Annotated in this window: 19 protein-coding genes; 3 read left to right on the top strand and 16 right to left on the bottom strand. The window is 66.2% G+C overall.

What is annotated here, in order from left to right:
- Positions 1-19 precede the first annotated feature (19 nt).
- Positions 20-481, bottom strand: coding sequence for a transcription antitermination factor NusB (nusB, locus tag AOP78_RS05645; RefSeq protein ID WP_083979854.1), 462 nt, complete (start codon positions 479-481; stop codon positions 20-22).
- 100 nt (positions 482-581) lie between these two features.
- Positions 582-1,736, bottom strand: coding sequence for a glycosyltransferase family 4 protein (locus AOP78_RS05640; protein WP_062202234.1), 1,155 nt, complete (start codon positions 1,734-1,736; stop codon positions 582-584).
- On the opposite strand from AOP78_RS05640, the gene AOP78_RS05635 reads away from it, so the two are divergent.
- The 3 genes from AOP78_RS05635 to AOP78_RS14985 are packed head-to-tail and all read left to right on the top strand — an operon-like array spanning position 1,720 to position 5,559.
- On the top strand, positions 1,720-3,162 hold the full coding sequence (locus AOP78_RS05635) for a glycosyltransferase family 2 protein (RefSeq protein WP_236685303.1): 1,443 nt from the start codon (positions 1,720-1,722) through the stop codon (positions 3,160-3,162). The genes AOP78_RS05640 and AOP78_RS05635 overlap by 17 nt on opposite strands.
- 4 nt (positions 3,163-3,166) lie before the next feature.
- Complete coding sequence (locus AOP78_RS05630) at positions 3,167-4,291, top strand: glycosyltransferase family 4 protein (protein WP_062202233.1); 1,125 nt, start codon at positions 3,167-3,169, stop codon at positions 4,289-4,291.
- Positions 4,288-5,559 carry a lipopolysaccharide biosynthesis protein gene (locus AOP78_RS14985; RefSeq protein WP_152659421.1) on the top strand — a complete coding sequence of 424 codons (1,272 nt, stop codon included), beginning with the start codon at positions 4,288-4,290 and terminating at the stop codon, positions 5,557-5,559. Before AOP78_RS05630 ends, AOP78_RS14985 begins: the two co-directional genes overlap by 4 nt.
- Positions 5,560-5,594: 35 nt before the next feature.
- Here the strand turns inward: AOP78_RS14985 and AOP78_RS14980 are convergent, their stop codons facing one another.
- From AOP78_RS14980 to AOP78_RS05565, 14 genes are all read right to left on the bottom strand, one after another.
- Positions 5,595-6,455 (bottom strand): glycosyltransferase family 2 protein, encoded by an 861-nt coding sequence (locus tag AOP78_RS14980; RefSeq protein ID WP_152659420.1) that lies wholly within the window; start codon positions 6,453-6,455, stop codon positions 5,595-5,597.
- Positions 6,456-6,527: 72 nt separating this feature from the next.
- Entirely contained in the window at positions 6,528-8,291 is a 1,764-nt protein-coding gene (locus AOP78_RS05625; RefSeq protein ID WP_152659419.1) for a hypothetical protein, read from the bottom strand.
- 102 nt (positions 8,292-8,393) lie between these two features.
- The gene (gene efp, locus AOP78_RS05620; RefSeq protein ID WP_062202231.1) at positions 8,394-8,957 is read right to left on the bottom strand and encodes an elongation factor P; all 564 of its coding nucleotides are present in this window, start codon (positions 8,955-8,957) and stop codon (positions 8,394-8,396) included.
- Positions 8,958-8,982: 25 nt separating this feature from the next.
- Complete coding sequence (locus AOP78_RS05615; protein WP_062202230.1) at positions 8,983-9,468, bottom strand: type II 3-dehydroquinate dehydratase; 486 nt, start codon at positions 9,466-9,468, stop codon at positions 8,983-8,985.
- A gap of 21 nt (positions 9,469-9,489) precedes the next feature.
- Positions 9,490-10,578: a 3-dehydroquinate synthase gene (gene aroB / locus AOP78_RS05610; RefSeq protein WP_062202229.1), complete on the bottom strand. Its 1,089-nt coding sequence runs from the start codon at positions 10,576-10,578 to the stop codon at positions 9,490-9,492.
- Positions 10,575-11,099, bottom strand: coding sequence for a shikimate kinase (locus tag AOP78_RS05605; protein ID WP_062202228.1), 525 nt, complete (start codon positions 11,097-11,099; stop codon positions 10,575-10,577). Before AOP78_RS05605 ends, aroB begins: the two co-directional genes overlap by 4 nt.
- Complete coding sequence (gene aroC / locus AOP78_RS05600; RefSeq protein ID WP_062202227.1) at positions 11,099-12,283, bottom strand: chorismate synthase; 1,185 nt, start codon at positions 12,281-12,283, stop codon at positions 11,099-11,101. Before aroC ends, AOP78_RS05605 begins: the two co-directional genes overlap by 1 nt.
- Before the next feature lie 90 nt (positions 12,284-12,373).
- A complete protein-coding gene (locus AOP78_RS05595; RefSeq protein ID WP_160297598.1) occupies positions 12,374-13,189 on the bottom strand; it encodes a hypothetical protein in 816 nt (271 codons plus the stop codon).
- A gap of 64 nt (positions 13,190-13,253) precedes the next feature.
- Positions 13,254-13,928, bottom strand: a complete 675-nt coding sequence (locus AOP78_RS05590) for a hypothetical protein (RefSeq protein ID WP_152659418.1) — start codon at positions 13,926-13,928, stop codon at positions 13,254-13,256.
- Between the two features lie 80 nt (positions 13,929-14,008).
- The gene (gene pilM / locus AOP78_RS05585) at positions 14,009-15,070 is read right to left on the bottom strand and encodes a type IV pilus assembly protein PilM (protein ID WP_062202224.1); all 1,062 of its coding nucleotides are present in this window, start codon (positions 15,068-15,070) and stop codon (positions 14,009-14,011) included.
- A 52-nt stretch (positions 15,071-15,122) separates the two neighbouring features.
- Entirely contained in the window at positions 15,123-15,926 is an 804-nt protein-coding gene (locus AOP78_RS05580; RefSeq protein WP_062202223.1) for a prepilin peptidase, read from the bottom strand.
- Positions 15,923-17,818: a polymer-forming cytoskeletal protein gene (locus tag AOP78_RS05575; protein ID WP_062202222.1), complete on the bottom strand. Its 1,896-nt coding sequence runs from the start codon at positions 17,816-17,818 to the stop codon at positions 15,923-15,925. Before AOP78_RS05575 ends, AOP78_RS05580 begins: the two co-directional genes overlap by 4 nt.
- An 18-nt stretch (positions 17,819-17,836) precedes the next feature.
- A complete protein-coding gene (locus AOP78_RS05570; RefSeq protein WP_062202221.1) occupies positions 17,837-18,469 on the bottom strand; it encodes a PilW family protein in 633 nt (210 codons plus the stop codon).
- A complete protein-coding gene (locus AOP78_RS05565) occupies positions 18,466-18,915 on the bottom strand; it encodes a type IV pilus modification PilV family protein (protein ID WP_062202220.1) in 450 nt (149 codons plus the stop codon). The genes AOP78_RS05570 and AOP78_RS05565 overlap by 4 nt, the downstream gene beginning before the upstream one ends.
- Between the last annotated feature and the right edge of the window lie 102 nt (positions 18,916-19,017).

Here is a 19,017-nt window from a genome sequence, read left to right as displayed (position 1 = left end):
GAGCGCTGTGTCGCGAGGACTACTCGGTGTCGATCTCCGGGGCCTCGTCCTCGGCGCCCGCCACATCCGACGGGAAGGCCGGGGCGTCACGGGCGATCTTGCCGAGGACGCCGTTGATGAAGCGGGGCGAGTCGTCGGTCGAGAGGTCGGCAGCCATGTCCACGGCCTCGTCGATCGCGACGGCGGTCGGGACTGAGGGGTTGAAGAGGATCTCCCACGTGGCGAGGCGCAGCAGGGCGCGGTCCACGGCGGGCATGCGGGTGAGCTCCCAGTCGGGCGAGGCCTCCTGGACGAGCGCGGTGATCTCGATCCAGCGGCTTACCACCCCGCGCACGAGCTCCTCGCTGTACGGCGGGAGGGGCGTCTCGCGGCCCGAGTCCTTGAGGCGCGACTCGAGGACCTCGGTGACGTTGGCACCGCGCTGGTCGGCCTCGAAGAGGATGTCGAGCGCGCGCTTGCGGGCCTTGGTGCGTGCGGCCATGAGCGGTGGTCCTCCTGGGGTCGTGCTGTGGCGCTGGTAGCGCCGGGGATGCGACTCACAAGGATACGCGGTGCTGCGGCGTGTTCGCCCCTCGTCGGGGTTAGCGATCGAAGCCCATTGCGTCGAGAATCCCTTCCACGGTGCGTGCGACGGTCCTGGTCTCCAGCGCATCCTCGTACCAAGCGCGGGTGGAAGCCCTGAGCGGTCCACCAGCCAAGACCACCTCGACGATCGCGCCGCCCAGGCTGGCGGCGTCATCCGCGGGCGCCACCACGCCGTTCACGTCACGCTCCACCAGTTCGACCGATGCGTTCCCTGGGTGCTCGACGAGGACCACGGGCGTCCCGTGAGCTGCCGCCTCGACCACCACCAGGCCATAGCCCTCGCGCCGCGAGGGATTGACGAGGCATGCGGCGCCCTCCATCAGCTCCTCGAGCCTCTCGGTGCTCACGAAGCCCAGCATCTCGATCCACTCCGGCGATCCAATCGTCTCAACGGCTTCACGCACCGCGCCAGCCGTCGGACCGTCACCGAGAACGACCAATCGCAGATTCGGCACGACCCGACGGGCGTGCGCCACCGCAGCAGGGAGCGTCTCGACCCGCTTGTCAGGGATGTGGCGCCCCGCGTACAGCACGTACGGCGGTTCCAGGCACACGGGGTTGAAGTGCGCCTCGCGAGCGCCTGCCACGAGTCCGGGGCTCACGACCGGAGCACCGCACAGTCCTTCCGAACCGAGTCGCTCTGCCGTCAGACGCGAGTGGCACATTGCCAGGGGGGTGACAGCGACCGCGGCGCGCTGCGCCGCCCAGGCGGCCGTGCCGATGACCCGGCCCGCGTACGCGATCCACTGACGTCGGTCCCATACCTCCAGGTAGTCGACCGCCAAGGGAGCTCTCGATCCAACCAAGGCGACCCTCGCGGCGAGTACATTCAGAACTGGCAGCCCCGACACGATGACCGCATCCAAGCTCCGCCTTCTTCTTGCGAGGGACCACCAGAGGCCCCCCGCGAACCGTAGGGCCGCTGCCATGGAGCGCACACCGTCAGCGTCGTACAGCCCCAGCCGTCCCGTGACGGGCACGATCGCGAATGAGGCGTCAGGGGCATCGTCCCACTGACGGGCCGTGAGGTAGTCGACCTCGTACCCCCTCCGAACGAGCTCTTCCGCAAAGTCTCGGTACTGCCGCTCCCCTCCCCCCTTGGTGAACGGGAACAGACAGTCGTAGGCGATAGCGATGCGTTTCGACGTCACGCCGTCTCCTTCCCGTTGCGAACCTCGACCATACGGGGGAGGTGACCCATGGCTGCTACGGCGCGCGGGATCAATCACGCGCCGGACGCCGGGACTTCACTCAGATACCGACCCGCGGCGAGGAACATCCGCGTCGCGACCGACGTGGTCTAGTGTGGCTTCGATTCCGGGTGCGTCGCTCCACCTTCGCGCGGTGGCAAGCGACCTCGGGCTGGGAGGCGGACAAGACGTGAGCGACCTCGACGACGTTAGCGCGCTCGAGCTGACAATCCTGATGCCCTGCCTCGATGAGTTCGAGACGCTCGAGACCTGCATCAGCAAGGCACAGCGCTATCTGGACGAGCACGGAATCGACGGAGAGGTGCTCATCGCGGACAACGGTTCCACGGACGGCTCCCAGTCGCTCGCGCGATCACTCGGCGCCCGCGTCGTCGACATCCCCGTGCGTGGGTACGGCGCGGCATTGCTGGGCGGCGTCGAGGCCGCGCGGGGGCGCTACGTCGTCATGGGAGACGCCGACGACTCGTACGACTTCATGGCGCTTACCCCCTTCGTCGACCAGCTGCGAGCCGGCGCGGATCTTGTCATGGGGAACCGCTTCAAGGGCGGTATCGCACCGGGGGCGATGCCGCGGCTGCATCGGTACGTCGGCAACCCCGTGCTGTCGGGGCTCGGTCGGCGGTTCTTCAGAACCGACATCGGCGACTTCCATTGTGGACTGCGTGGGTTCGCTCGTGACTCGATCCGCGATCTGGATCTCCAGTCCACCGGCATGGAGTTCGCGTCCGAGATGGTGGTTCGCGCCAGCCTGGCCGGGCTCACGGTCACGGAAGTCCCCACCACGCTGTCGCCTGACGGACGCTCGCGACCACCTCACTTGAGATCGTGGCAAGACGGTTGGCGCCATCTCCGCTTCCTTCTGATGTTCTCGCCCCGCTGGCTCTTCGTGTACCCCGGCATCGTGGCATTCCTGCTGGGAGCGCTCACGACATTCGTGATCGCCGTAGGTCCAATCGAGATCGGGCACATCGGCTTCGACGTCACCACCATGGTGTACTCGGCCGCGCTAGCGGTCATCGGATTTCAAGCGATCCTGTTCTGGTGGCTCACGCGCCTGTATGCCACGGCCGAAGGCTTCCTCCCTCCGTCCCCCAGCTATCGACGGCTCGCTTCGGAATGGACGCTCGAACGCGGTCTCGTTGTAGGCCTGCTCATGTTCCTTCTGGGCATCGCGATCGGCGTCGGCCAGGTGATCCGTTGGGGAAACGTCGAGTTCGGCGCACTCGATGCCTCGCAGGTGGTGCGCATCGCGGTGCCGTCCGCGATGGTGCTGATCATCGGGTTTCAGACAGTGATGATGAGCTTCTTCGCGGCGATCCTTACGATCCCCCACAGGGCATCACCGCCCACCATCGCCGGAGACTGACGCCATGCCCCGCCGGAAGCTCGTGGTCGACCTGCTCGGATTCACCGGTGCGCGCGGCGGCACAGAGACGCATGTGCGTGAGCTGCTTCCCCGCGTCTCCGCACTCCTGCACGACACGGAGATCATCACGTTGACGGGCCGCGCCGGCGCGGCCGCAGTGCGCGAGTTCGCACCCGGCGAGTTGCGCGTGCTGCGATCGGTCGGTCCAGGCAAGGCCTCCTGGGCGTGGGGCGCGCTAGCGGCGGTTCCGCGGATCGCGGCACGTCTCGACGCCGACCTGCTCTGGTGCCCCGCCAACTTCGGGCCCGTCTCGGGGCGAGTGCCGACGGTGCTCTCCGTGCACGATGCGATCTACCGCTCGGTGCCGGGCACAGGCATCGACCGGGTAACCCGCCGCGCCATTGGAGCGCTCGTCGCAGGCGCAGCACGTAGGGCAACAACGGTCCTTACCGTGTCGGAGGCCGCTCGATTAGATATCGAGCAGCACCTCGGCGTTGAACGCGATCGCATCGTGGTCGTGCCCAATGGAGCCTCAAAGCCTCCAGCTACACCTACGCAGGGAGCCCGTGAGCGGCTCGGACTGCCCACCGGGCGTCCGATCGTTATGTCCATCGGGAACCCGATGCCGCACAAGAACCTCGCGGGCCTGGTACGCGCGGTCGCCGCTGTACCCCCCGACACCCGTCCCTACGCGGTGATCGTCGGCGAAGGAGTCCCCGAATCCCTCCGCCTCCTGGTCGCCGAGCTCGACGTCGGGAGCGACGTCACCTTGCTCGGTTGGGTCGAGGGCGAAGTCCTGGAGGACGTCTACGCCGCCGCGGACATGTACGCGTGCGTCTCGCTGAGCGAAGGGTTCGGCCTGCCAGTGGTGGACGCCATGCAGCGTTCGGTCGCCGTTCTCGCCAATGACATCCCGGTGCTACGAGAGGTGGGCGGCGACGCTGCCGTCTACGCGGATGCCCGTGACCCCAAGGCGTTCGCACGAGCTCTGGTTACCCTCCACGACGACCCCGACGAACTCAGCAATCGACGCGCGAGCGGCCTCCGGCGTGCCCGCAGATTCGACTGGCAAACGACTTCCGTAGGGATTGCGAATGTGTTGCTCTCAGCACTGTCGGTAGACCCATGAAGGAGATGGCGCTGTGGCGCAGCCTTGTGGGGTTCTCCGCGATACCGGCGCTCGGCGCGCTGTCACCCCTCGTCGCGCTTCCTGTAGTCGCGCGTGCCGCAGGCCCTAGCGGATGGTCGAGCGCGATTGCCGGTGAGTCAGTCGGCACCTTCGCGGCCATATTGCTCGCCTACGGATGGACCACAGTCGGTCCGGCGAGAGTCGCACAGGCACCACCAGTGGCTCGCGCCCGGCTGTATCGCGAGTCACTCGTCATCCGTGGGTTGATGGCGATCCCCGTATTCCCCGCTCTCATCGGCGCCTGTTTGGTCGTCGCAACTGACGGCTACGAGCTGCTGACCGTCCTCATGGGCATTCAGGGTGCCTTGATTGCTCTCTCGTTTGCATGGTTTGCAGTTGGCGTCAATGATCCTGGGTCTATCGCACGTCTCGACGCAGTGCCCCGTGTGCTCGGGGCACTCGTCGCTGCCGGCCTCGTGGCCGCAACTGGCGTGATCGCGATCTACCCGATCCTGGGAATCCTCGTGACGCTGCTAGGCACAATCGTCTACACGCGGAGGATCCTGCGGGCGTTGCCCGGATCGTGGCCTTCATTCCAGAACCTCCCGGCGGTACTTCGCTCGACGTCAGTTGTGGTCGTCAACGATATGGCGCTCGGCAGTTACGCGGCTGTGCCGGTTCCCCTCGTGAACACCACGACGTCCGTGTCAGCAGCAGCAGCGAGTGCCTATGCGTCAGCGGACAAGATGGTGAAACTCGGACAGTTCCTCCCACTTACCCTCAGCAACGCACTCCAATCGTGGACGGCAGCGGACGGCGGCGAGGCACGGGCCAAACGAGTTCGCCAAGCAATCATCGCTCACGCGACCCTGGGGATCGCAGGTTGGGCCTTCCTCGTGTTGTGCGGGCCGTGGGCAAGCCGACTCCTGTTCGGCGAGCAAGGCGCAGAAGACAGCGCGCTTCTCTGCGTGCTGGGCATCGCATTCGCGGCGTTCTCCATCCGTACTTCGCTCACCAGGCATCTCTTGTTCCCGTGCGGCGAGGTCCGTATCGTGGCCGCCGCGACCCTTGCAGGCTCCGCGCTCGGCGTCCCTCTCATGATCGGACTCGCGCCATCGATAGGAACTCTTGGCGTCGCGGTTGGTTACACAGCCACCGAGGTTCTGAGCACGGCGATCCCGCTAGTTCGAGCGGTGAGTTGTATGCGACGCATTGCAGAACTTCCTACCGAAGGTTCTGTCGAACAAGAACCTCGCGCGAACGAATGACACGAGGGCTGACGCGCGCAGCCCTGGCGTGTGGTTCAGCGATCGACGGCGCGGAAAGGTGCATCGTCGAAAACCCGGCCAAAGATTCCTTCGACCCTGCCAATGAATACCGACCATCCGTCCCAAAGCGCGTAGCCCGGATGGCGGATCGACCAAGCAAGCCCTCCGGCTACGAAGGCAGCGATCCACGGAGTTGGATAGCGCCATCGGCGCACGACCACAGCGATCCCGCGGTTGTAGGCGCGTAGCTTGCGTCGTCGTTCATCTGCAGTAAGTCCGTCAGCTTCCGCGATGCCCCCGAGGACAACGGTGCTCGGAAGCCAAGTGAGGCAGTGCTCTCCCAATCGCTCCAGAGCCCGCAGCACCAGATCACTTCCCTCCCCTGCTTGCCACGGCGTGGAAGCTCCGCTCCCAAGTGTCTCGTCGAAGCCTCCAAGCTCCAGGAACGTCTTCGCGCGGATGACGAGGCCGATCTCGATCACGTCCCATGCGTTGTACCGGTTGAGCGGAATGCCGGGCTCAGGAAGGCACGCTCTCGGTTTTTCCCCACCCATGGGCGTCAACGCTGCAAGCTCCGACGAGTCGACAGCCGCCCGGATGTGGTTGACGAGACCGTCTGCGTACCACGACGTGTCGTTCGGGAAGTGCAGGACATCGACACTGTCCGCTAATGCACGTGCGCCGGTATTGCGCCCGAGCGAAACACCTCGCGCCGACTCCACGGTGAAGACGGGAAGTCCGCGGCGCTCGTAGCGCCTCACCAACTCAACAAGCCTCTCAGATCCACCCTGCGCGACAATCACGATGCGGTCGCCGTCACGGACCTGGTCTGAAAGTGAGTCAAGAAGCCTGCCGAGCGGAACTAGTCGACCGAGGGTCGAGACCACGATGCCCACGCGCTTCATGAGACTGCCGGCATGTTCATTGGCGATGAACCGCCAGAATGGTCATGCGCGACGCGTTCACGGTCATTGCCCACCCGAGAATGGCTGGATGACCGTCTCAGGATCGACGAGAAGACCCTCTGCATCGAGTTGGTCGTACACGTCACCGGGGTAGACCCACATGACGAACAGGCCACGCCACACATCAAGCACCATGGCGCCATCGGCCACGGGTTGCTTCGCAAGCGCCCCAGCGTAGACGACGTCCACATCAGACGGAACATCGTCGAGGTCCACGGGCTCGATCACGTGGGGCTCGGAATAGAAGATGAAGACGTTTCCATCCTGAGCAAGTCCCTTGTCCACGCCTACCGTCGTGCCTTCGGGCAAAACATCCCACAGCGGCGTGCCAGCCGGAACATATGCGCTTCTGGCCGCGACGACATCGAGGAACACGCCATCATGCCAGACCGCCACAGTGACCCAGAATACGAGCAGAAGCGGTGCTATCGCCCCGCGCCACCATCCCGCGGCCACTGCGAGCACAGTCAACAGGACGCTAGCGACGCAGAGGCGAGCCCACAATTGCGGTTGTCCAGCGGAGTAGCGATCGATGTTGAGCCAGGGCGAGATCCCGTAGGTGTTGAACTCGCTCCAAGTGGTGCCGATGACTCCGATGTGCGGCACGACGACGACCATCATCAGCACCCCCGCTAGTGTCGCGACCAGCACCGTCACGAGTGACACCGGCAACCACCGGATTCGCTGAATCACCGCGATCCCGACCACGGCGAGCAAGGCCCACACCTGGTCGTTGTACCGGCCGTAATACCACACGTCTGAGAAGGACACACCCGTCCTCGCGTTCAACCCGATGGTGGAAAGCACGAGCGACGATGCAGCCGCAAGCACGACGAGACGAGCCAAGGGATCGTTAACGAACCTCCGCGCCGACCAGAGCGCGCCGACGATCGTCATGCCCGCCCAGGCGAACACCGCGTACCAGCTCTGACCGAGAACGCTCGCGACGACATCCGCTGCATCGCGACCGACCGCGCCCGCGAACGTGGAGGAAACACGCTCGTCGTCGGATGAGAATACCTGGGCCGTAACCCACACGTAGAGACCGTACGATGCCGCGCCCACCAGCGTCGCTGAGAGTCCCGCTGCAAGGATGGGCCACAGTGCGCGCCGAAGCATCGTCAGGCCCCACAGGCCCACGCCGATCGCCAGTGCTGCGCCCCTAAGGTGCGCCAGGATGCACGCACCGGTCAACACCCCGAGGAGCAGCCCACGCGCCAATGTCGGGCGCTCGGCCATACGGGCCGCAGCCACGACGGTGGCTGCGGTCACGAGTACCAGGAGCGCCTCGGAGAAGAGATAGTTTGCAAGGAGCAAGCGGGCGGGAGCAACCACGACCGCGCTCGCGATCACCACTGCAGCCGTCGGGGAGGCACCCACACGCCGCGCGATCGAGGACAGCGGCCAGATTGCGAGCACCCCTAGCGCCGCCGAAATCGCGATACCGACCCGATAGACGATGACTGGATCGTCCGAGAGCCACCAGGCCGGGGCCATCAAAACCGCGAGGCCCGGGGAGAACCCCCATCCCTGGAGCTCCCACGTGGCGGGAAGGCCGGCGATCACGCGAGAATTCGCAACCATCACAATCTCGTCGAGCGCGACGTTGGGGTACGTGGAGTTCCAAGCGACGAGCAGGTACGCCAACGCCGCGACGATGACCGCTGTCACCGCCATGGACCGGCTCGGAGACCAAGCATAGTCGGGACGACGGTGAAGCCACGAGCGCGTGCGCGGGCGCAGTGGAGCCTGAGCGACGAACGTCATGGCCTGGAACCTACCAGGGGTCGCTCGCTGACACGCCGACGGCGGAGGGGGCAAGACGAGACGCCCGCCCCCGAAGGGGACGGGCGTCTCGTGGAGCCAGACTCAGTCGTTCACGCGACCCAGGTACTCACCCGTGCCGGTGTTGACCTTGACCTTGACTGGAGCCTCGAGGAACAGCGGCACCTGGATCTCCTTGCCGGTCTCGAGCGTCGCGGGCTTGGTGCCGCCCGACGACCGGTCACCCTGCAAGCCGGGCTCGGTGTAGGTGACCTCGAGCACGACGGAGGCGGGCAGCTCGAGGAAGATCGGGTTGCCGTTGTGCGAGCCGATGGTCGCGGACTCGTTCTCAAGCAGGTAATCGGTGGCGCTGCCCATAACGGCCGGCGAGACGGGGACCTGGTCGAACGTGGTCGGGTCCATGAAGATGAAGTCGGTGCCGTCGTTGTACAGGTACTGCATGTCGCGGCGGTCGACGGTCTCGAAGTCGACCTTGGTGCCGGCGTTGAAGGTCTTGTCGACGACCTTGCCCGACAGCACGTTCTTGAGCTTGGTGCGGACGAAGGCGCCGCCCTTGCCGGGCTTCACGTGCTGGAACTCGATGACGGACCAGAGGTTGCCGTCGAGGTTGAGCACGGAGCCGTTCTTGATGTCGTTCGAGGTCGCCACGGTAATGTCCTTGTTCTGTCGCTAACTACTGGTCGCGCGCCTGGCACGCGACGGGCCGCCGATCATTGTAGCCGAGGCGCGCGGCGAGGGCGCTGAGCGCCAGGCGGTACGAGTCGACGCCGAACCCGGCGATCGTTCCCGTGGCCACTCCGGAGATCACGGAGGTGTGCCTGAAGTCCTCGCGCGCGTGCGGGTTGGTGAGGTGTACCTCGATCAGGTTCAGCCCTGCGCCGGTGACCATGGCGCACGCGTCGCGGAGCGCGTACGAGTAGTGCGTGAACGCCGCGGGGTTGAGGATCACATGGGTGCCTTCGTCGACCGCGCCGTGCATCCACCCGACGAGTTCCGACTCATCGTCGGTCTGCGTGACTTCGACCGCGAAGCCGTGCTCGCTCCCCCACTCCGTTGCGAGCACCACGAGCTGATCGTAGGAGGTGTTGCCGTACTTCTCGGGCTCGCGCGAGCCGAGTCGTCCCAGGTTGGGGCCGTTCGCGATGAGGACCTGCGTCATATGGTCAGGTTAGCGGGCGAGTCAGGCGCTCACTGCGTCGTACGCGCCCAGGAGCATCGCGGGGTCCGGGCCCTCGAGTCGCACCGGGTTGCCGATGCCCTGCAGCACGACGAAGCGCAGCAGGTCGCCCCTGGTCTTCTTGTCGCGGCGCATCGCGGTCAGGAGCGCGTCCCAGCGCCCCGCCGGATACGTCGTGGGCAGCCCGAGAGACGACAGGATCGCGCGGTGACGGTCGACCTCGGCCTCGGTCAGGCGGCCCGCGAGGTGCGCTAGCTCGGCGGCGAAGACCATCCCCACCGACACGGCGGAGCCGTGGCGCCATTGGTAGCGCTCGGTGTACTCGATCGCGTGGCCGAACGTGTGCCCGTAGTTGAGGATCTCGCGCAGGTGGGACTCTTTGAGGTCCTGAGCCACGACCTCAGCCTTGACGCGGACCTTGCGGGTGATGAGCTCCTCAAGCACTTCGAGAGCCGCAGGCGTGAGCGTCTCGGCCTTGAGCGCCTCAGCGTGCTCCTCCACGAGGTCCAGAATGACGACGTCGCGGATGAAGCCGCCCTTGATCACCTCCGCGAGGCCCGCGACACGGTCGTACGCGGGAAGGGTCGCGAGCATGTCGAGATCGCACCACACGGCGTCGGGCTCGTGGAAGGCCCCCACGAGGTTCTTGCCCTCGGCAGTGTTGATGCCAGTCTTGCCCCCCACTGCGGCGTCAACCATGGAGAGCACGGTGGTGGGCATCTGCACGACGGCGATGCCGCGCATCCATGTCGCGGCCACGAAGCCCGCGAGGTCGGTCACCGCTCCCCCGCCCAGGCCGACCACGACGTCGGAGCGGGTGAAATCCGACTTGCCGAGCACCTGCCAGCAGAACGCGGCGACCTCGGCCGTCTTGCCTGCCTCGGCGTCAGGAACCTCGGCGAGGACGGCCTCGCGGCCGGAGGCCTCGATGCGCTGGCGCAGGATGTCGGCGACCTGGCGCAGCGGCGCCGCATGGACGACGAGCACCTTGCGTGACCTCTCCGGAAGCCCGTGCACTGCGCGCTCCAGTTGCCCGGTCCCGACGTGGACGTCGTAGGGCGAGCCCGATGCGACCCTTACGGTGGCGCTCATGTGGATGACTTCCCCTCGGCAATCAGCGCGGCCACGGCCGCAGGCGTGTGCCCGTCGGTATCGACGATGCGCGTGGCGATGCGCTCGTACACGGGTCGGCGCGCGTTCATGAGCTCCTGCCAGCGCTGACGCGGGTTGCCGGCCAGGAGCGGTCTCGCGGCGTTGAGTCCCACGCGGGGAGCGGCCTTGGCGAGTGAGACGTCGAGGAACACGATCTCCCCACCGTCGGCCACGTACGACGCGAGCAGCTCCTCGGTGCGCGGGTCCAGGACGGCGCCGCCTCCGAGCGACAGGACGCCCTCGTGCTCCTTCAGCGCCGTCGCGACGGCTGCCGCCTCAAGCTCGCGGAAGCGGGGCTCGCCGTCGTCGACGAAGATGTCCGAGATCGCCTTGCCCTGACTCGCCTCCACGTCGTCGTCCGTGTCGCGCCATGAGACGTCCCACAGGCGCGCGAGGCGGGTGCCGACCGACGACTTGCCGCTGCCGGGAGGACCGATCAACACGGCCCGGGGGCCGGCCATCAGCGGAGGCGCTCGGGGATGGACTCGACGTAGGAGGCGATGTTGCGACGAACCTCTTCCACGGAGTCGCCGCCGAACTTCTCAAGGAGCGCGTCCGCGAGCGTGAGCGCCACCATGGCCTGCGCGACGACGGCGGCGGGAGCGACGGCGCACACGTCCGAGCGCTGATGGATGGCCTTGGCGGCCTCGCCTGTCGCGGTATCGATCGTGTCAAGCGCGCGCGGCACGGTGCTGATGGGCTTCATCGCGGCGCGGACCCTGAGCGGCTCGCCGTTGGTCATGCCGCCCTCGAGCCCGCCCGCACGATTGGTGCGGCGAGTGACCCCGCCGTCCTTGTACTCGATCTCGTCATGGGCCTGCGAGCCACGCCGAGCGGCCGTACGGAAGCCGTCGCCGATCTCCACGCCCTTGATCGCCTGAATGCCCATGAGGGCGCCAGCGAGACGCGCGTCGAGGCGGCGGTCGCCGTGCACGTGACTTCCGAGCCCGACGGGAAGGCCGTAGGCCACCACTTCGACGACACCGCCAAGCGTGTCGCCGTCCTTCTGGCACTCATCGATCTCGGCGATCATCGCCGCTGAGGTCTCCGCGTGAAAGCAGCGGATGGGGTCCTCATCGAGCGCGGGGGTTGCCTCTGCGGGGGGAAGCGGGGCATCGTCGGGCACCACGATCGGCCCCACCTGCACGGTGTGGGCCACCAGGCGGATGCCAGCCGCCTGGTCGAGGAAGTGCTCGGCAATCTCGCCGACTGCGACCCGAGCGGCCGTCTCGCGGGCGGAGGCGCGCTCCAGGACGGGACGGGCATCGTCGAAGCCGTACTTGGTCATGCCGACCAGGTCCGCGTGACCCGGGCGAGGCCGCGTGAGGGCGGCGGCTCGAGCGCCGGTGAGCTCGGACTCGTCGACGGGGTCCGCGCTCATCACGGTCTCCCACTTGGGCCACTCGGTGTTGCCGATCATGACGGCGACCGGCCCGCCCTGACTCACCCCGTGGCGCACGCCGCCCAGGATGGTGACGGCGTCCTGCTCGAACTTCATGCGCGCGCCGCGCCCATAGCCGAGACGACGGCGCGCGAGCGCACCTTGAATGTCTGCACTCGTGACCTCGACACCCGAGGGCAGTCCCTCAAGGGTGCCGACGAGAGCCGGGCCGTGCGATTCGCCTGCGGTGAGCCATCTCAGCATGGCTGTCATTCTGCCAGAGCGAGAACCACCCGCGGACGCCGGAGGGCGAGGCACCCCTGGGGTACCTCGCCCTCGGTTGACGCTATCCCGCTACGGCTGGGTGAGGTTTCCACCAACGGCAACGAACGCGCCGTCCACGGCATCGGACGACGCAGGAGCGTCCTCATCCACCACCGACGTATCCGCATCATGGAGGTACAGATCACCCACGATGGTGACAGACACGTCGCCTTCCTTTGCGGGAGAGCCTGCGGGGTTCTCCTCGCCCTCGGTCCGCGCCGAGAGCGTGATCTGCGACACCTGGAAGAGCTGCTGGTCAGGGTCCTGCATGTCAGCGAGGAAATCGAAGAGCGCCGAAGGCGAACCAGCGAGCTCGATGGTCACCTCGACCATGCGGATATCGCCCGCGACCGACGTGTCTTCGCCGTCGGTACTGGCGACCGTGATCGCAGGAGACCAGGTAGAAGTAGTGGCCGTCGCAGTATCCGTCGCGGCACCAGCATCGGTCGTCGTCGTGGCGTCTGCCGCCACTACTGGCTCGGCTCCTGCGACTGGACCCTGTGTGAACAAGGAGGCCACGCTGGCCGAAACGAGCTGCGCTGACGAGGTATCCCAGCCGTCCACCTGAACGCCGTCATTCGCGCTCATGCTCGTGATCTCGATCTGCGCGTCCGTCAGTGCGGCCGAGAGCCTGTCGCGGAAGGCCTGCATGTCGAGCACGGACGGAGCGTTGACAGCGATGAGGTCCGTGACCTCGGTGCTCGCGTCGAGGGCCGCCGCATACTCGTCGATCTTCGCGGAAGCCGCCTCCACCGTCGTGATGTTGGACCGAATCTGGCTCTCCTCGGCACTAAGAGCGGAGCGCTCCTCGAGCTGAGGCGAGATGAGCACGAACCAGCCGAGCACCGCGACGAGAATGACGCCGAGCACTGCCAGCAGCGCGACCGGGGCGTATCGAGAGTTCAGCATGTCAGCCCTCCTCAGACGTGGCGGACGGGGTCGGAGACGCGGAGGGCGATGGCACGACCACACCAGGAGCGACGACGTTGCTGAGATCCGACAGCGTGCTCTCCGGAATCAACCGATGGGTAAGCAGAGTGCCGGTCAGGGTCGCCTTGCCGGTCACGCCGTAGTACGCGTCCGCGCCGTCCAACTGGTACGCCTCGGTGTCGTACCGGACGTTGGCCAGGCCCGGCACTGCGTCGAGCCTGTCGATCAAGGCCGTCGCCTCGTCGAGCGACGTCGCGCGTGCAGTGAAGGTAACGAGCCCGATGCCCGAACCATAGATGCCGCCTTCGGACTCCTCGCCGCCGAGGCCGACCGCGTTGGGCCCCAGAATGGCAATCGTGTCGAAGCTGGTCTCATCGTTCGCGACGGACTGGATCACGGCGGTGAACTGCGCCTGATCGATCTCGCCGTAGGCGATCTGCGCGAGAGTGAACTCTTCAGACTCCCGCTCAACTACGTCGTAATACACCTGAGACTTGGCGTCCCTCTCAGCGACCGCGACGAGCTCTTCCTCGGCGGCGCTGTCACGACTCGACGACGCAGCCGCCTTCCACCCGAGCGCCAGCAGCCAGAGCGCCACGACGACGCCTAGCGCGATGAGGACAGTGAACACGGCCGTAGTGATCACGGCCCGCATCTTCTTCTTCTCCGCGATCTCCGCGGGGATCACGTTGATACCTGGGAGGCGCGGGGCACCGTACTTCTGTGCGATCGGGTTCACTTCTCGCTCCTCATCGCCAGGCCGATCACCGTCGCGAACTCTTGTTCGTGAGCGGCGAAGGCGTCGCGGTTGACGCGCTTGCCGGTGCCGAGTCCCTGAAGCGGTCCTCCGATCATGACAGGAAGTCGGGTTGCGCTGGCGAGCGCCTGCCCGAAGCCGTTCATGTGGCTCCCCCCTCCCGAGAGGACCACGCGCTCAACGGCGCCGCCGGGGTTGGAGCTCGCGAAGTACACAAGCGTGTTGCGTACCGCTTCGATCAACGGGCCCATGGCGTGCGCAACAGTCTCCGCGTAGAGACGCCGGTTGGGGTCGGTGGCGGTCAGGTCCATCCCGACCTCGAACTTCACCCGCTCGGGGTCCGCCTCCATGCCCTTCATCGCGCTGCGGAGCGCCTTGGTCGCGTCGAGGCCGCCCTGCGGCATGACGCGCACGAGCCTCGGAGCGCCTCCCTGAGACACGGCGACGGTCGTGCTGTACGCGCCGACGTCGACGAACGCCACGTTCGCGCCGAGAAGCTCTCCCCTGCATCCGCTGCGCCACAGTCCGAAGGCGTTGTGGTCCACAGCCGTCACGTTGAGCCCCGCCCGGTCCACCGCCGCGATCGCGTCACGCACGACGTCACGCGGCGCGGCGACGAGCAGTCCCCGCAGGCTCGTGCCTGCGTCAGACTCCAGCTCCTGGGTCGGGTAGAAGTCCAGGATCGCCTCGTCGGCCGGCATGGGGAGTTGGTCCTCGACGTGGAATGCCAAGGAGCCACGGATCTTGTCCATCGGCTGGGCGGGGATCACCACCTCGCGCACGAGCACGCTCGGTTGCCCGATACCAACCGTCACGTTCTTCTGCGACGGCTTGGCTGCCGCGAAAGCATCCTTGATCGACTGCGCGAGAGAGCCCGGCTCCTCGATGACGCCTTCGTTGATCACGCCCGCCGGCACCGAGGCGGCACCGATGGCGTGCAGCACAGCACCGTCGCGCGGATCGGCGCCACCGCCGAACTCGACCTCGGCGACCCTGACAACGGTCTCACCGATATCGATCGCTACAGACTTCTTGCCCACTATGCCCTCCTCACGTGCACTGCCAGATGTATCGGCATCTTCCACACACCTCTCAAGACAAATCAATCCCGATAATGTCGAGATACCAGGCCGCTACTGGCGCACCGGCAACTACCCCGGTTACCGCCCCGACGAACATCCAGGGTCCGAAGGGAATGGCCACACCGCGTCCCCGACGGGCCGCGACCATGGCGCCCACGCCGACAATCGCGCCCCAGAGGAAGGCCGCGAATCCACCCACCACGAGTGCTGGCCAACCGAACCACCCGAGCAAGGCCCCAAGCGACGGCGCAAGCTTGACGTCTCCGAAGCCCATGCCCTTCGGGTACGCGAGGAACGCGCCGAGGTAGAGGACACCGAGGATCCCCGCGCCGCCGAGCGCACGCAGGACGTCGCCCCATTCCCCCGATGTCGCGGCGCCCAGAACTATGACGCCGGCGACGTAGATCGCGAACGCGCCGGTCAAGGGATCCGGTAGCCGTCGCGTCTCGAGGTCGATCGCCGACAGCACCACGCCGAAGTACACGAGACCGCACAACAGCAACGCCTCGACCGACGGCCCGGCGACGATCACGACCAGGACAAACAGCGCCCCGACGAGCGCCTCGACGATGGGGTACCGCGGGCTGATGGCATCGCCACAGCTCGCGCATCGCCCTCTGAGAACCAGCCATCCCGCCACGGGCACGTTGTGCCGCGCCTTGATGCGTGCGCCGCATGCCGGACACGCACTCGGCGGCGAGACGATGGACAGGCCTGCCGGAACGCGATAGATCAGCACGTTGGCGAACGATCCGAGGGCGAGCCCGAGCATCAGCGCCAGAAGGACGACTGGAACCACCGCGGAGCCGATCACTCGCGCAGATCGAACCGCGCGGTGAGGCGCACGTCCGCCGGGTCGCTGCTGTCGGTGCTGCCATCTGTGAGGGATGGCAGATAAGTGGAGCGCATCTGGAAGTTGCCGTTGGTCGCGATGGAGATGGATCCGGCGTAGACCTGTCCGGTCAAGGGCATCGAGTTGCCGTTGTAGTTGATGCCGTTCTCCGCGACGTACGCGCACGGCGTGTACACGAACCAGTACAGGTTCTTGATCTTAAGTGCCGCCGCGGTGTCGATATCACCCACGCCATCGGGGAGCGCCGAGCAGTCGGGCACCGCCTGCCCGTCGACTGTCGTCGACCAGTCCACTCCCGGTGCGTCCGCCGGAACGATCCAGTAGAGCGTCCAGAGGTCTTCGCCATCCGTGGTGCCCTCGTACGAGATATTGTTCGTCTGCTCGAAGCCTGTCACGGACATCAGGACGGTATCCTGCTCCACCGTCACGGTGCCGGTCGTCGCGCCGCGAAGCTCGACAGGCTGATCCGAGTCGCAGGCGAAGATGATGAGGCGTGCGCCGACGATGCCCGCGGGGTTCGAATCGATGTACTTCGCGGGGTTGCTCTTGTCACTCTTGGTCCCGTTGTCGGTGCAGGACGGCGCGTAGTCGATCGTGTAGCCGGCGTTCACCCACAGCTGGAGGTCCTCAGCATCCATGGTGAGCTGCGGGAACTCCTCGCGGCCCGGCGACGTGATCTTTGAGGGATAGCCGACCCAACCTTCGAAGTTGATGGTGCCGGGGTTGATGTTCGGCGACACGGGGAAGGTGAGGCTGGACTGATTCTGGAGCTTCACGCCAGCAGTGGAGGTCACCTGCGTGTCGATCGACCCGCCAGCCTTGACGAAGCCGGTCACAGTGGCACCGTTGCCGCCCTGGGTCACGTTGCCGCTGATCGAGATCACGTCGCCGCCCACTGTGCCCTTACCGAGCGCGACGGTGCCCTGCGTGTAGACGCTGCCGCCGACACTCGGCGAGTTCTGGCCGAAGGACACCCCGTTGTAGCGCGAGAAGACAATGCCTTCGACGGCGCCGTTGCCGAGGTAGACGCCGCCATTCGCAAGGACGCTGCCGTAGACGTGGGCTCCGTTGTCGAAGACGACGGCCGCGCTGCTCTGGTCAGTGCTGGCAGCATCGGACGCCGCATAGATATCGCCCATGATCTTGCTGTTGGTGTTCAGCACCACCCTGCCATTGGCCCAAAGCGACCCGAGAATCGTTGCGTTACCCGCCGCTGACACGTTCCCGTAGGCTGCGTACACATCACCATCAACGTCGACACCGGATTGCCCGAGGTCCACGGCACCGTTCGCGTAGATGTCCGCATCCTCCGCTCCGGGCGAGGACTCGAGCACCTCCCAGTTGTTGTTCACAGTGAGCGAGGCCTCCGAGAAGATCGCCTTCTCAAGCGACACGGCGGGCGGGGTCGGGGCAAACGTGGCCACGACGGAACGCGTGATGGACTCCCCCGTGGCGACGACGACGGCCGAGGTGGCGGTCGACGTCACCGTGAGCGAGGTGACGATCTGGGTGTCTGAGGGGCAGGTGACGGCGTTCGTCTCGCCGCTGACCATGTACTTGTAAGTGACGACCACAGTGTCGTTGTTGATCACATAGGTGTCGGGGCCGCAGACGGTTGAGAGCTCGCCGTAGGTCTTGTCCTGCAGTTCGCCGAGGACGATATCGATGCCGGAGTCCGCCGAGGCAAGCACAGCCATCTCCTCGCGATTGTGGGCCGTGAACTGCACATTGAAGAGCGTGACGGCGATGAGCGTAGTGAGCAGCACCGCACCGACCATCATGATGCCGAGCACCATGACGAGCGCGGCGCCGTCGTCGCGTGTGGAGCGGTCAGCGGGTGCGGGGGTGTACATCGCTCGGCTTCCTGTTCCTTAGTTGCACGTCAGCGTGAGGTCGGACTGGGTGCGCAGTGTGATCTGCTTGTCGAACTCGATCGGCGAACGCCCGTCCGATGTCTCCACGCTGAGACGCGTCAGCACCTCCTGGTCCGGGGGCGTGATCGTCGCGTCCGCGACGCCGAAGATCCGCGCGGATCCGAGATGAGAAACCCCGTCCGCGAAGAGAGTCCATGCGATATCCATGTCGACGATGTCGTCAGTACTAGCAGCGGTCGCAACAGCCGAGGACTCGGTGGATCCAGTCGACTGGAAGCGCTGCAACACGCCCGCGTCCTCGTCGTAGAAGTAGGTAACGCAAACGGCCGACGTGTAGTCGACCGAGTTGGCGGTGCGGGTGGCGAGCACCATCACATCGCCGCCCTGCATGATCGTCGCGCGCGACGCGTTGCGGATGTCGTACTCGAGTTGCTTGAACGACAGCTGCGCCTCGTTGTTCGCGACCGCGGTGTCCTTGGCGAAGCCTTCGTGCTGCATGATCGTGATGAAGATCAACGAGGCGGCGAACATGATGATCACCGTGATCGCCGACGCGACGATGAGCTCCACGAGCGTCATCCCGGCCTCGCTGTCCGAGTCAGCGGCATTGAGCCGCTGGCGCCAGGTCATTCGGGCACCTTGATGAAGATATCGGTGGTGACGCTCGTCGTCACGCCGGCCTCGCCACCATTGATCTCGGTCGCCGTCACTGTCACGCGCACCACCTGGGAGTCGAGCGAGTCGTCGCACGAGTCGACCACGCCTGACACGGTGTACTGCGCCCCGCGCCCGTCCGCAAGCGTCTCTGATGGCTCGATCACATCGGAGATGCTCGTGCACGAACCGGTGGTCGCGACCTTCCGCGCCGCCTCGATGCGCGACTGCACGGACTCGGTCGCGGTCGCGAGCGTCGCGTTGCCGGCAGTGACACGAAGGGCCAGGACGACGACGGATATCATTGCGAAGAGCACGATCACCATGAGCAGCATGGCGATCATGACCTCGGTCAGACTGAAGCCATCGTCGCCACGGGAGGGGCTACGGCGCGCGGCCGCGTCGCCGGCGGTCTCTCTCATGTCGTTGTCTCCCCTCAACTCGATTTGCGTGCGGAAAGGCCGCGAGTAGTGGTGGGGTTGCCGCTCAGTGCGACACCCCACCACTACTCATCGGGCCAACCT

Origin of the sequence: Demequina salsinemoris, from assembly GCF_000974805.1 — a bacterium.
Lineage (GTDB): Bacteria > Actinomycetota > Actinomycetes > Actinomycetales > Demequinaceae > Demequina > Demequina salsinemoris.
The sequence above is the reverse complement of the archived record's forward strand: the minus strand, read 5'-3'. Positions and strand labels throughout refer to the sequence as shown.